Raw genomic sequence first — 14,261 nt, 5'->3', positions numbered from 1 at the left:
CCTGCCGAATATCTGTAATTTTATTTGCTAGACAATTTCTAATTTTATCTTTTGTAGCAACATATTGATATCCAGCTTACTATGTAAATCCTCACTATCTGATAGAATTCCTTCTTCTACCTCATCAGTTTGAAAATCTTTATGATCATATTTAAAAATAGTCCAGCTTTCCTGGTTATACTCCAGTGCAGTCAGGTTTTCTACCCAGTCTCCACTATTTAAATAAAGAACCTGCCCGTCTTCGGTAGTTACAGTTCTCATTTCCGGCTGGTGAATGTGTCCGCATACCACAAATGCATAACCATTTTTTGCTGCCAGTTCTGCAGCTGTGTCTTCAAATTTATTGATAAACTTAACTGCATCCTTAAACTGCGCTTTAACTTTTTTAGAGAAACTCATCTTTTCTCTGCCAAACAGTTTCAGACCCCAGTTTACAAAACTGTTAATCAGGATTAAACTATCGTATCCGACAGCTCCAAGTTTGGCAAGCCATTTGGAATGCTGCATGGTTACGTCAAAAATATCACCATGGAAAAACCATGCCTTTTTACCGTCAAGTTCTAAAACCAGTTTATTTTGAATATGGAAGGTTCCCAGGTGCATATCTGCGAATTTACGCAGCAGCTCATCATGATTACCGGTCAGATAATACACAGGCACACCTTCCACTACAAATTTCATCAGTTTCCTGACTACTTTCATATGCGTTTCCGGCCAGTATCTTTTACTAAACTGCCAGATATCAATGATATCTCCATTAAGGATCAGCATTTTAGGCTTAATACTTTTCAAATATTTAAGGAGTTCTTTTGCATGACAACCATAAGTGCCCAGATGGACATCAGAAATCACTACAATATCAACTTCTCTTTTACACATCGTCTTCATCAATGGTTAAATCATAAGGACTGAAAAAGAATGCTACAAGAGCGATAACACAGACAACCGTAATTACTTCTTGCATATCATTTCAGTTTATATACACAAATGTGCAAAACTCAGGTTAACAATGTGTTAAATGAATATTATGGTATAAACACCCTCCAATTTACCTGTTAAACTCAACACTGAATGCGGTTAAACTTTATCGTTACAGATAAAAACACTATACAGAAATACAGTTGTAGTTAGGTTGTAGTTATATTTGATACGGGTTTGAAACGGGGTTGATACGGGGTTGAAACGCTATGACCCGTATCAACCCCGTTTCAAACCCGCTTCAAACCCGTATCAAGGTTAAGCACAACATAGCCACAAACCTTCTTGTCTCTTGCTCAAACAGCTGTTTTAACCGTTCTCAAAGAAAATCAGCCAGCAAAAAAAAGGGTTGCTGCATTAAGCAACAACCCTCACAATTTTAATATTTATAAGTTCTTAACTATTCTTCTTGGTCTTTTTCTGATCGGTATAAACAGCAAATCCCAAACCTAACATTAACAGGACTGAACCCGCCAGAGAGATCTTCTCTCCTGTATAATAAGAAACAGGGTGAAAAATAAAGTCTATTTTATGATTACCCGCCGGAAGCTGTGCAGCACGTAACACGTAATCAGCTCTGAAATAAGGCTTTTCCACATCATCTACGTACATTTTCCATCCCTTGTCATAATAAATCTCTGAGAACACAGCAATCACGTCTCTTGGAGCACTGTAAGAGTAAACCATATGATCAGGATGATAACTATCCAGTTTAATCATTGCAGTCGGGCCACCCAGACCAGCTTTCGCAGTATCAATTAAATTTTTGTACTTAATATCCACAATGGCTTCATTTTTAGGATCAAAGCTACTGATTGCTTTCATTTCCTCATCTGAATTCTTCACAAACTGCACCTGATCAACGATCCATGCATTACCTGCCGCTGTTTCATTGCGCTGCATCTTATATGATCCTGTCTGCTGATCCTGCGTAATGATATATTTTGTATTCAGCATATCCAGCACATCATGATTTACACTTTTCGTAAACTGATGATCAACCAGTTCCTGAATACGTTTTAACCTCGCAGAATGTGCTCCCCCAACTGTCTTGTGGAAATACGAAGCATCCGCACTGGTAAAAGTAGGAATAGTCGTATCAAAAACCCTGAAATCAGGATCTTTATCTGCCAGGATAAAAGTATCTACATCTCTTGGCTGATAATGGCTGGTCAGAGTAGCTTTAGGCACAAAATTCTCGTTATTTAAATAACGACGGTCTACCTGCCACATATCAATCAGTGTAAACAAAGCCAGTAAACCAAAAGCGTACTCGGCTTTCATCTTTTTAGTGATAAATGCCCATGTTAATCCAAAACCGATAGCAATAAAGATCAACGTTCTCAAAGCATCGGCTCTTGCCAGCTCTGCTCTGTCTTGTATCAGCGCGTTCCCTACGGTAAGCGCAATATTTTTATCATTATTCATCGCCTGACTAAGCGTGCCTAAAAACGCTTCATGGTCAGAAGTTTTAAAGCTGAAAAACAGCGTTGGAATAACAGCAACGATCAAAGCGAAACCGCCTGTAATGCCTGCCGACCAGGTTAATTTTTTAACAAGGTATTTTTCATCGTATAGTCCTTCCTGAGCTTCTTTAACAGCAAGCACGGCTAAAATCGGGAACAACAGTCCAACTACAGCCAATATGGATTCAACTGCCCTGAATTTATTGTAAAGCGGTACATAGTCAAAGAAAATATCAGATATAAATGGCAGGTTTTTACCAAATGATAAGAAAAGGAATAAAATCGTAGTCGATAAAATCCACCATTTAATGCGGTTACGCACAATAAACAAGCCGAATACAAAGAGGAAGCAAATGATAGCGCCGAAATAGTAAGGCCCTGCAGTACCTGGTTTATCTCCCCAGTATACCGGCATCTGAGCGGCAAAACCTGCAGCCTGTTCTGGTGATGCACCTACCTTTTCAATAGCTTTAGCTACGTTTGATTTTCCATCCAGGCGGTTTGTTCCGCCACCATATAAATTCGGAATTAAGAATGTGAAGGATTCACTGACACCCTGACTCCACTGATAAGCATAGTCTTTTGGAAGACCGTTATCCGGTTCAGCTGCGTCAGCAGTTAAATTAGATTTACCACGAATGGTCTCTTTCCCATATTCATAGGTAGTCCATAAGTTACTGGCATTAACCATTACTGAAAGCAGTATGGCCGCGCCTAAAAATCCAAGAGACTTAGTCAGTTCTTTTGTTCGGTGAGCTTTAACCGCGTGGTATATTTCTATTCCGATATAGATTAACAGCGCAAGCAGAAAATAATAAGTCATCTGGATATGGTTAGCTCTGATATGCAGAGCCAGGAAAAGGGCCGTCAGACTGGCACCCATCCAGTATTTGCCACGAAGTGTCAGAATAATTCCTGCCAGGATCGGCGCAAAAAAGCCAATCGCAAGGGCTTTATTACTGTGTCCGGCACCGATAATAATAAAATTATAAGAAGTAAATGCAAAGGCGATTGCTCCCGCAGCAGCAAGCCACGGATTTACTTTTAACACGCAAAAAAGAAGGTAAGCACCAAGAAGATACATCAAGACTGTACCTACCGGATTAGGCAGAACATCTGTGATTACAGCTATCCCATAAGTAGTTAAGTTCAGTGGGTATTGAACCCAGATCTGATAGGCAGGCATACCGCCAAACATTTCATTTGTCCAGAGAGGGCCTTTACCATCTTTGGCTTTGTACTCCATGATCTCCCTTTGCATGGCTTTAGCCTGCATTACATCACCCTGAATCGGAACTTTACCCTGTAAAACAGGACTAAAATAGACGAAACATAAAATTACAAAAAACGCACTGATGGCTAAGTGTATGCCATTCCTTTTTAACCAATTGTTCATTAAGGTCTGTTTATATTAAACTAACCCCAAAAATATAAAATTGATACAGATTAGGAAGGAAATATCTCGATTAGCGGTATATTTTTATTTAACCTCTTCGTAATCAACGAAATCACCCAATTTATCGGCGTTCCCCTGCTTAGGCTGTGGTGGTACATAATCGATTGACAACGAGCCCTCGGGTCTGTTAGACTGACGTTGTTGTTGCTGCTGATGCTGTTGTCCGGCATAACCCGAAGACTGCTGCATTTTACCAAAGATATTTTTGACTATCATAGGAAAAACCAGTCTCAACAAAAGACGGATAATCCAGAGTATCAGTATAGTAAAAAAAAGAAATTTAATTAATCCCATTTATTTTCCAAGTTAATCTACAAATATAGACAGAATTCAAGTTGAATAATTACAAAGTCTGTCTGTTTGTTGCACAATAATTACAATCTGTACAGAAATACGGCCTTAGATAATGCTTAAGGCCATATTTAAAATCTTAATCTTCCTCAACGATCTCTGCAACCCTGCCTATTTGCCCATCTTCCAGCCTGACTTTAATTCCACGGGAGTGAAAAGCTGACGAAGTCAGCAGGTTAGCTACGATTCCTCTGGTCAGCTTCCCGCTGCGCTGATCTTTCTTCAAAATGATATCTACTTCTAGTCCGGGATAAATATCCGACCTGTTTTTTCCGTTCATTATTTAACTTTTTGTTTACCAAATCTTTCTTCAAATACAGTCTCCATAGCGAACATTTCGTCCCGCAATCTCGCTGCCATTAAGAAATCCATATCCTTGGCTGCTTTAGCCATTTCCTTACGGGTCTTATCAATTGATTTCTGCATCTCTGCCTGAGTCATATACTGTACAATCGGATCAGCAATAATGCTTGCCTGGTTAGTTTCCACATAAGCCTTTTTATGATCTGTTGTTGCCGAGAAGTCCAGTACCGATGTCTGTTCAAGGATCGCCTCTCTGCTTTTCCCTACTGTTTTAGGGGTAATACCATTTTCAGTATTATAAGCTATTTGTTTTTCTCTGCGACGGCTGGTTTCATCTATGGTTCTGGCCATAGAATCCGTAATCTTGTCTGCATAGAGAATTACCCGGCCCCTGTCATTTCTTGCCGCCCGTCCGACAGTCTGAATTAATGCCCGGTCAGATCTTAAAAACCCTTCCTTATCAGCATCCAGAATGGCCACAAATGACACTTCCGGTAAATCCAGTCCCTCTCTTAATAGGTTGATCCCGATCAATACGTCAAATTCTCCCAGACGCAGACCACGCAGAATCTCTACCCGTTCCAGGGTCTTCACTTCAGAGTGAATATAACGGCACTTAATATTCAGTCTGTCCATGTATTTGGTTAACTCTTCTGCCATACGTTTGGTCAGCGTGGTTACCAGCACACGGTCACCCATTTTAATAGTTTTATCTATTTCATCCAGTAAGTCATCTACCTGATTTACTGCCGGTCTTACTTCTATCAGCGGATCCAGCAACCCGGTAGGTCTGATTACCTGCTCAATAACTATACCTTCAGATTTCTGCAATTCATAATCTGCAGGTGTTGCACTTACATAAATTGTCTGGGGTGCAAGACTCTCAAATTCTTCAAAATTTAAAGGCCTGTTATCCAGTGCAGACGGCAAACGGAATCCATATTCAACCAATGAAAGTTTGCGGGATCTGTCTCCGCCATACATCGCCCTGATCTGTGGAACAGTCACATGACTTTCATCAATAACCATTAAATAATCATCAGGAAAATAATCTAGTAAACAGAAAGGACGCATACCGGGCTGACGGCCATCAAAGAACCTCGAATAGTTCTCGATACCTGAACAATAACCCAGTTCTTTCATCATTTCTATATCAAAATTCACTCTTTCTTCCAGTCTCTTGGCTTCCAGCAGCTGCCTGTCTCCTATCAGTTGATTTTTACGTACCTCCAGCTCTTCCTGTATTCCCCAGATCGACGAAGTAAATCTATCTTTTGGTGTTACAAACAGATTTGCCGGATAGACAGCCATATCTTCCACTTTCTCTATGGTTTTCCCTGTTACGGGATCAATAACACTCAGTTCTTCTATATCATCTCCAAAAAAAGAAATCCGGTAAGCAGTATCCAGATAAGCCGGAAAAATATCAACTGTATCACCTTTTACCCTGAAAGTTCCTCTTTTAAAATCGTTGATCGTACGGGCGTATAAAATTTCAACCAGGCTATGCAGAAATGAATTTCTGGAGACCCTGGTTCCAACCGAAAAACGAAATACTGAGCGGGAGAAATCTTCCGGATTTCCCATACCATAAATACAGGAAATAGAAGAAACTACAATTGTATCCCTGCGGCCGGACATTAATGCTGAAGTTGTTCTCAGTCTTAATTTTTCTATTTCTTCATTTATACTTAAATCCTTTTCGATATAAGTATTACTGCTGGGCATATAAGCCTCCGGCTGATAGTAATCATAGTAAGAGACAAAATAATTGACCTGGTTTTCAGGGAAAAAGTTTTTGAACTCTCCATATAATTGTGCTGCCAGCGTTTTATTGTGGCTCAGGATCAATGTAGGCTTCTGTGTCTGCTGTATTACATTGGCCACAGTAAATGTCTTCCCAGATCCGGTAACACCCAGTAAAGTCTGATAATTTTCATTATTGTTAACGCCTGTAACCAGTTGTTCAATGGCGGCTGGTTGATCACCCGTAGGTTTATAATCTGAAACAAGTTGAAATTTCATAGCTATTCAAAGATAACAATTATTGATGTATTGGATTGTCGTGATTATATCCTAAATTTATTGGCATCATGAAATTACTGGTATATGTTCCCATACTTTCACCAAGGATTAAGTATGTTTTCAACTTTATTTTCACCGATATCCTCAAAACACAGGCAGGGTTCAGCTCTAACGTGCAGGAATTCAAAGCTTCATCATTACCCAAAATAACTTATTCAGATCTTCCTGTCGGGGATGAGCCATTTTTTAAAAACTCAGATTTCCTGCTTGCACATACAATTACCCCGCCAAATATAAAGACCACCACTTTTGGGGATATGATTGTCCCTTTTGCTGTTGATAACAGCAGTTTACCATTTGATGTTTTTGCCGCAGCTTTTTATTTTGTGAGCAGGTATGAGGAATACCTGCCTTTTGATGCTGACCCTGATGGTAATTATCCGGTTGAAGCAAGTTTGCAGTTCAAACTGAAACTGCTGGAATTCCCTGTTATTGACGGCTGGGCGCTGATGCTCAAAAACATGCTGTTAAAGCGCTATCCCAAATTGCATTTCGGACAGAAAAAATTTGAGTTTATTCCATTGGTCTGTATGTACGATGCACCGGGAATGAGCTCATTTAATATATTCAGGCATGCGATTAACTTTTTAAGAAATATCCCTTTTGTTTCACGAAGCAGGAGCGCCGAACAAACAAAGGGCAGCGGATTGTCATTATTTCTGAATGCAGAGCATGAAAAACACAAACTGAACCCGGTTTATTTTTTTAAACCTTCTGCTGAAATTGACCTGATTTGTGACAGACAGATCAGTTTCCCCAAAAGCTATCTGCAACTATTAAAAAATGGAGTCAGTAAAGATTACAGAATGGGTTATCCGGCCTCTATCGGTTTCAGGGCCGGCACCTGTACTCCATTTTTCTGGTATGATCTTCAGCTGGAAAAAACCACTCACCTGCAGGTTTATCCGATTGCTGTAAATGATATTATTCTATTAAAAGACAGGACATTTAATATCGATGAAACCTTGTATAAATGGGGCAGACTCATAGAAAATGTAAAATTGCTAAATGGCCATTTTTATCTGTTATGGCATAAAGAATCGCTGCCGGAATTTGGCAAGGGGAAAGTGGGCAGAAGACTATACACACAATTGTTAAGCAATTTTTTATCTTTGCCAAATGATATTTGACCTGAGTAAAACAAATTCTATTGCTAATATTTTCGTGGCGGAGTTACGTGATGAAAATATACAGAAGGATTCCATGCGCTTCCGTAAAAACCTGGAAAGACTCGGTGAGTTTTTTGCATGGGAAATCAGCAGAAATCTGACTTATACAGATTCAGAAACGCAAACACCGCTGGGTATTGCTAAAACCAAAGCTCTGGGCGATCAGCCGGTGCTGGCTACTATTTTACGTGCGGGTTTACCTATGCAACAGGGACTATTGAATATTTTTGACCGTGCTGATGCCGCATTTGTAACTGCCTACAGGAAATCAAATCCGGCTGGAACGATAGAAATTCACGTAGATTATATCTCAGCTCCTGATTTAACAGACAGGATATTGATTATAGCAGATCCTATGCTGGCTACCGGCCTGAGCATGGTATTGTGCTGTAAGGAACTGATGGCAAGATATAAAATCAAAGAACTGCATATCATTGCTGCCATTGCAAGTGCAGAAGGTGTAAAACATGTACGCGCTAATTTACCTCATGCCAAATTATGGTTAGGTGCTATAGACGACGAAATGACCGTTAAATCATATATTGTACCTGGATTAGGTGACGCAGGAGATCTTGCTTACGGAACCAAAATCTAAGTATCAGATGATTAAACATATCTTTTTTGATTTAGATCATACCATCTGGGATTTTGATAAAAATGCCCGGGAAACCTTAACTGAATTATATCATCAGTACCAGTTAAATCTGCTTGGTCTTCCGGCCTGCGAAGTATTTATTGATGTCTATACTGAAAATAATCATGCGCTCTGGGCAGAATATCATTTGGGAAAAATCACCAAAGAAGAGTTAAGATCTGAAAGGTTCAGCAGAACTTTTGTTCAGTTGAACGTATCACCGGAGCTGGTTCCACATGGTTTTGAAGAAGATTATGTCAATCAGAGTCCGAGAAAAAAGAATCTCTTTGAAGGATCTGAAAAAGTCCTGGCCTATCTGCAGCAAAAGTACACGCTCCATATTATCTCGAACGGGTTTAAAGAAACGACCCTGACCAAAATGGAAACCTGTAAGCTGAATCCTTATTTCTCCAATGTAATTATTTCGGAAGATGTAGGGGTGAATAAACCTGATAGCGCAATTTTCGAATATGCCTTAAATAAAGCAGGTGCACAGAAACACGAAAGTATTATGATTGGTGACAGTCTTGAAGCTGATATCCGTGGTGCGCAGAGCTTTGGTATAAAAGCTATTTTTTTTAACCCGCTGAACATTGCCCGTCCAGCCGATGTAGACTGGCAGATTCTGCATCTCGAAGAATTGATGCAACATTTTTAGCTTTTTACTGTTTTACGTTAAGAGCCGGCTTAATCAGCTTACTGAATTTTGACCGGCACTGTTAATCTTTATCTGACTTTATGCGTAATTCTTCTGTATATTCTTCATTGAAAAAAATTGTGGCAGCCTATAATGCAACATTACAGGAAATTCCTGAAGATCAGTTTCAGTTAACACCTCCTATTGGTGGCTGGTCTTACAGTGAAGTCTACTCGCATATTTTTGATCTTAGTCTGCTTTCTCTTGGAGAAATTGAGAAATGTATTCAGGGAGAGGGAAAAATAAAACCTACTGCCTTTGTGGTAAAAATGATCTTATTTTTAGGCAGTTTTCCTCCTAAAGCCAAATATAAAGTCCCAAAAGCTTTACAGGGCAGGGAGCAGAAAATAACCAAAGCAGCCGCCGCAGATTTTATAGAAAAATTCCTTGAACAACTGAATATAGTCTATTCTCAGCTGCATCTGGCTGATTCTGCCATTAAAACACGGCATCCTCGTCTGGGCTATTTGAATGCCAGACAATGGTTCCGTTTTACTGAAATCCATTTAAATCATCATCTGAAACAATTAAAGCGGATTGAGAAGAGTTTTTAATTTCACATATTTGCGCGGATGAAACTACCCGGTTTAAAAGGTTTTGATGAGGAGGCGTTTAACAAGTATTTTAAAAATACCGGATGGCTGATGTTTGGAAAAATTCTGAGCATGGTTATTGGTTTTGTTATTGCGAGATATCTTAAAGCTTCTTCTTTTGGAGAACTCAGTTTTGCTGATGCCTTTACTGTAATCATTGCTGCAGTTGGTGCATTAGGTCTGGACACTTTCATCATCCGGGAGATTCTGAATGAACCACATAAAAAAGATGAGATTTTAGGTACTGCTTTATTGATGCGTTTAGCAGTAAATGCCTTACTGATCCCAATCACCGTAGGTATCTATCTGCTTTTTCATCATTATTCTGAAAAACCAGGAGACTCCCTGACCTGGATTATTTTAATTCTGTCCTTCGCTTCTTTTTTCAAATCCTTTAATGTGATTGATTCTTATTTTCAATCGCAGGTTGCTTCAAAATATGTGGTAAAAGTTCAGAATATTTGTGTCATTTTATCTGCTGCAGTCAAGATATTACTGGTCGTTTTCAAAATGCCGCTGATTTATTTTGCAGCTTCACTCACCTTTGACAGTTTTGCGCTTGCGGCTGGTCTGGTTTATATGTATCATAGCAGAGGTTATAGTCTGTTTACCTGGAGCTTTAACCGTATCAGAGCGATTAATCTGTTAAAACAGTCCTTCCCACTGATTCTTTCTGCGGTTATGGTTTCTATTTATATGAAGATTGACCAGGTCATGTTAAAGAGTGTTGGCAGTGTTGAAGTAGGAATTTACAGTGCCGCAGCCAAAATCAGCGAGGCCTGGTTTTTTATTCCTGTTGCGATAGTAACTTCGGTATTCCCGGCACTGATCCATGCGCGCAAAACGGATACCGGCAGATATACAAAAAGACTAAGAAATCTATACGACTTACTGGTATTTATCAGTTTACCGGTAGCTATCGTAATTAGTTTCCTGGGCCCTTTTATCATTCAGTTTCTTTATGGAGATACTTATAATGGTGCCGGGCAGATGTTATCCATACATATCTGGTCTGGCATATTCGTTTTCTTAGGCAGTGCGAGTTCACAGTACTTACTGGCAGAGGGTTATACGATGATTTCTTTTCAGCGGACCATGCTGGGAGCGATTGTGAATATCCTGCTGAACTTCTGGCTGATTCCTGCCTGTGGTGGTATTGGCGCATCCATTGCAACCCTGGTTGCCTGTGCGTCCAGCGCCTTTTATCTTTTATTTATTCCCAAAACCAGACAGCAGGGTATAATGATGTTAAAATCATTATTTTTGTTTACTGTGTTTCAAAAAATATTCAAACGCCAGGAAAATTCACCGCATGTATAACCTGCTACAATTTTTCATACATCCAACCTTATTTACACCTAAAAAAAGAAATTTGCTATGTTAAGCGATGAAGTAAAATCTGCATACGATAATTTTTATACGCAAACCGATACCACATGGCGCATGCTTGGAGCAGAAGCCAAAGCAAAAAACATAATGGATGTCTGTAAAAGTATCCGCCCTGACAAAGTACTGGAAGTTGGCGCCGGCGACGGCAGCATCCTGCATTTCTTAAATGAATGGGATTTTGGCAAAGAACTGTATGCACTGGAAATTGCTGATACTGGTGTTTCTCTGATCAAAAACCGTAATCTGAGTCGCCTTAAAGAGGTACAGAGTTTTGACGGCTATAAAATACCTTATGCAGACAATGAGTTTGACCTGGTCATTCTGGCGCACGTACTGGAACATGTGGAACATGAGCGTATACTGATCAGGGAATTGAAACGTGTGGCAAAAAATCTGGTCATCGAAGTTCCGCTGGATTATCGCTTTGGCGTGGATAAACGGATGAAACATTTTCTGGATTACGGCCATATCAATATGTACACGCCTACTGCAATACGCTTTTTATTACAGAGTGAAGGGCTGGAAATTATTGATGATAAAGTTTCAATGACCCCCACTGCAACAATTAAATTCAACCAGTTTGTCAATAATAAAACGCCTAAAACTTTTTCCAGGGTTTTAAGGATAGAACTGGAATATAGAATCAAAAAGACAATCGGAAATATCCTGGGAATAAAAAAACAGGAACAATATGGGAATGCATATACCGTTTTAACAAAAAAATCAAGTCAGACTCTCCAAATATTTTAATCCATGCAAAGTTTCGCTCCTATTGCCTTATTTGTTTATAACAGACCCAAGCATACTGAACGTACGCTTAAGTTTCTGAAACAGAATGAACTGGCAGCTGAAAGCCGCCTATTCATTTTCTCTGACGGCCCTAAAACACCAGCCGACGAGGAAAATGTACAGGAAGTAAGGGAGTTACTGAAACATGTGGAAGGATTCAAATCGGTAGAGATCATTGAAAGAAAACTAAATATGGGCCTCGCTGAATCTGTAATCGCTGGTGTAAGCAGATTAGTGAAAGATTATAAACAGGTTATTGTTTTTGAAGATGACCTGGTAACTTCGCCTTATACACTGACTTATTTTAATGACGCACTGAACCGCTACCGCCAGGAGGATAAGGTTATGCATATTGGTGCTTATATGTACCATCTTAAAGAGAATACTTTACCGGAATCTTTTTTCTACCGCGCTGCAACAAGCTGGGGATGGGCAACCTGGGAAAGAGCCTGGCAACATTTCGAACCGAACATCGATACACTGATGGGACAGTTTAACGCAAAGAAAAAAGCAGATTTTTCGATTGATCATCAAATGAACTTCTGGAAACAGATGAAGGATTTTAAAAATGGCAAAAATAATTCCTGGGCAATCAGATGGTACGCTTCAATCTTTTTAAAAGGTGGTCTTACTCTGAATCCAAGCCAGTCACTGGTCAATAATATTGGCCATGATGGTACTGGAGTACATTCAGGTATAAATGATATTTATAATGTAATTATTAACCCGAAACCGGTGAAGGTTTTTCCTGAGGTTATCGCAGAAAATGAAGAGGCTTACAGGATTATTAAGGGTTTTCTGAGTACGAGGAAGGGGAGTTTCTTCGAAAGAGTGAAGAGGTATCTGAAAGAGATGAAGCTTTTCAGGTGAAACGGAGGGGTGATTCTAAGGGGAAAATAAAACCATGTCTGTATTGCCGGCCCGCGTTGATTTCATCAACAATGGCCGGCAATACAGACATGGTTTTATTTTTTTACACTTAAAATCCTCCCGTTTTACTTTGGAAAAGAGCATCCGCTTTCAGATAGGAAGGGGAATTGGTTGGCTGGGAGCATAATTGAGTTATGCATGATGGTTAGCTTAGATGATGTATAATGATTAGCCTTTTACATGATAAAGATTACTGATTTACCTGCCGGATTAAACAAACTTCATGAGCAGCCTTAATACAGTACAATAATACACCACTGCTGATGATCTCAACTATCTACAGCACAAGGACTACTAATTTACCTGCCGGATTAAACAAACTTCATGAGCAGCCTTAATACAGTACAATAATACACCACTGCTGATGATCTCAACTATCTACAGCACAAGGACTACTAATTTACCTGCCGGATTGAACAAACTTCATGAGTAGTCTTAATACAGAACAATAATACACCACCGCTGATGCCCTCAACTGTTTACAGTACAAGGTCAGTTGATCGCCTGTTTTACAGGAACAACTATTTGAACGGACTCACTGAATAAGTTCTAACTATTTCTGTTTTCTAGCCTCCAGGATAATGTAAGGGGACAACTGACGGGAGTTGAAAGGGAATATTTTTGTGAATACTTTCCCGGCCAGCCAGATGGATTTCTTTAAGAGTTTTACACCAGCGGATCTTTGTTTTTCATTCTCAAGCCACACACTGAAATGCCCAAAGTATTTGGACTGGATTACCTCAAGGCCAGCTTTTCTGCAGATGGATGCCAGAAGTTCAGGGTCCATACAACTAATGTTGTGCTTGTCGTAATTGGCACGGTCAAAGGATTTTTGAAACCATCCGTTAACTGCATTGAAGTTAGGAAGCGTTATAAAAAGAGTCCCCCCAGGTTTTACGAAATCAATATGCCGCTGAATAATATCCGCAGTATCATTGAAATGCTCAATAAGACCACAGGATAAAACCAGGTCATACTGCCGGGTCTCCTGATGGTTGAAGAGATCGGTCTCAATAATATGAATATCACTCTCTGTCAGCTTATTTGCCTCAAGCAAAGAGTTCGTTACGGGCTGATGAACGAAATAATCCAGCAGCGTAACATCAAGCTTCAGATACTTTTTAAGAAAGACAGCGTAATAGCCGGGAAAACCTCCAAGCTCTATCGCAGTTTTTACCTTTTGGGTATTCACTATAGAACCAAGCTCCTGATGAAATAAATAATTTGCAGGGATATTAACCGACAATCCCGTTTTACTTTCCCAATAATTTACCCAAAATTGTCTGTCTGTTAAAAGGTTATCCATGCGCTGTTTTCTTTTCTGGTTTTCGTTTTTTTCTACTCTTCTGACAGATAACGTTAAACCGGGGTACTAGTATGCTGTAATCCTGCGTTATGAAAGAAAAATATATCTCAATTGC

13 protein-coding genes are annotated in these 14,261 nt (G+C 39.6%); 7 read left to right on the top strand and 6 right to left on the bottom strand.

Annotated features, from left to right (window positions below; translation table 11 throughout):
• Window positions 1–27 precede the first annotated feature (27 nt).
• The 5 genes from PL_RS16870 to uvrB all read right to left on the bottom strand — a co-directional run bounded on the left by PL_RS16870 (window position 28) and on the right by uvrB (window position 6,579).
• Window positions 28–879: a UDP-2,3-diacylglucosamine diphosphatase gene (locus PL_RS16870; RefSeq protein WP_041882245.1), complete on the bottom strand. Its 852-nt coding sequence runs from the start codon at window positions 877–879 to the stop codon at window positions 28–30.
• Window positions 880–1,374: 495 nt separating this feature from the next.
• On the bottom strand, window positions 1,375–3,840 hold the full coding sequence (locus tag PL_RS16865; RefSeq protein WP_041882243.1) for a hypothetical protein: 2,466 nt from the start codon (window positions 3,838–3,840) through the stop codon (window positions 1,375–1,377).
• Window positions 3,841–3,924: 84 nt separating this feature from the next.
• Window positions 3,925–4,194, bottom strand: a complete 270-nt coding sequence (locus PL_RS16860; protein WP_041882240.1) for a DUF4834 family protein — start codon at window positions 4,192–4,194, stop codon at window positions 3,925–3,927.
• Between the two features lie 136 nt (window positions 4,195–4,330).
• Entirely contained in the window at window positions 4,331–4,531 is a 201-nt protein-coding gene (locus PL_RS16855) for a YwbE family protein (protein ID WP_041882238.1), read from the bottom strand.
• Complete coding sequence (uvrB, locus tag PL_RS16850) at window positions 4,531–6,579, bottom strand: excinuclease ABC subunit UvrB (protein WP_041882235.1); 2,049 nt, start codon at window positions 6,577–6,579, stop codon at window positions 4,531–4,533. The genes PL_RS16855 and uvrB overlap by 1 nt, the downstream gene beginning before the upstream one ends.
• A gap of 68 nt (window positions 6,580–6,647) precedes the next feature.
• Here uvrB and PL_RS16845 point away from each other — a divergent pair, with 68 nt between their 5' ends.
• From PL_RS16845 to PL_RS16815, 7 genes are all read left to right on the top strand, one after another.
• Window positions 6,648–7,769: a DUF7033 domain-containing protein gene (locus tag PL_RS16845; protein ID WP_041882234.1), complete on the top strand. Its 1,122-nt coding sequence runs from the start codon at window positions 6,648–6,650 to the stop codon at window positions 7,767–7,769.
• On the top strand, window positions 7,759–8,403 hold the full coding sequence (gene upp, locus PL_RS16840) for a uracil phosphoribosyltransferase (RefSeq protein ID WP_041882233.1): 645 nt from the start codon (window positions 7,759–7,761) through the stop codon (window positions 8,401–8,403). Before PL_RS16845 ends, upp begins: the two co-directional genes overlap by 11 nt.
• Before the next feature lie 7 nt (window positions 8,404–8,410).
• Window positions 8,411–9,100 carry a YjjG family noncanonical pyrimidine nucleotidase gene (locus PL_RS16835; RefSeq protein ID WP_348619948.1) on the top strand — a complete coding sequence of 230 codons (690 nt, stop codon included), beginning with the start codon at window positions 8,411–8,413 and terminating at the stop codon, window positions 9,098–9,100.
• 80 nt (window positions 9,101–9,180) lie between these two features.
• Window positions 9,181–9,693, top strand: coding sequence for a DinB family protein (locus PL_RS16830; protein WP_041887205.1), 513 nt, complete (start codon window positions 9,181–9,183; stop codon window positions 9,691–9,693).
• 18 nt (window positions 9,694–9,711) lie between these two features.
• Complete coding sequence (locus PL_RS16825; protein ID WP_041887206.1) at window positions 9,712–11,052, top strand: flippase; 1,341 nt, start codon at window positions 9,712–9,714, stop codon at window positions 11,050–11,052.
• 57 nt (window positions 11,053–11,109) lie between these two features.
• Window positions 11,110–11,871, top strand: a complete 762-nt coding sequence (locus PL_RS16820) for a class I SAM-dependent methyltransferase (protein ID WP_041887207.1) — start codon at window positions 11,110–11,112, stop codon at window positions 11,869–11,871.
• 3 nt (window positions 11,872–11,874) lie between these two features.
• Window positions 11,875–12,780, top strand: coding sequence for a glycosyltransferase (locus PL_RS16815; protein WP_041887209.1), 906 nt, complete (start codon window positions 11,875–11,877; stop codon window positions 12,778–12,780).
• 613 nt (window positions 12,781–13,393) lie between these two features.
• Here PL_RS16815 and PL_RS16810 read toward each other — a convergent pair.
• Complete coding sequence (locus tag PL_RS16810) at window positions 13,394–14,146, bottom strand: class I SAM-dependent methyltransferase (protein WP_041883820.1); 753 nt, start codon at window positions 14,144–14,146, stop codon at window positions 13,394–13,396.
• Window positions 14,147–14,261: the final 115 nt, after the last annotated feature.

Origin of the sequence: Pedobacter lusitanus (genome assembly GCF_040026395.1) — a bacterium.
Classification (GTDB): Bacteria; Bacteroidota; Bacteroidia; order Sphingobacteriales; family Sphingobacteriaceae; genus Pedobacter; species Pedobacter lusitanus.
This window is presented reverse-complemented; position numbering and strand designations above follow the sequence as displayed.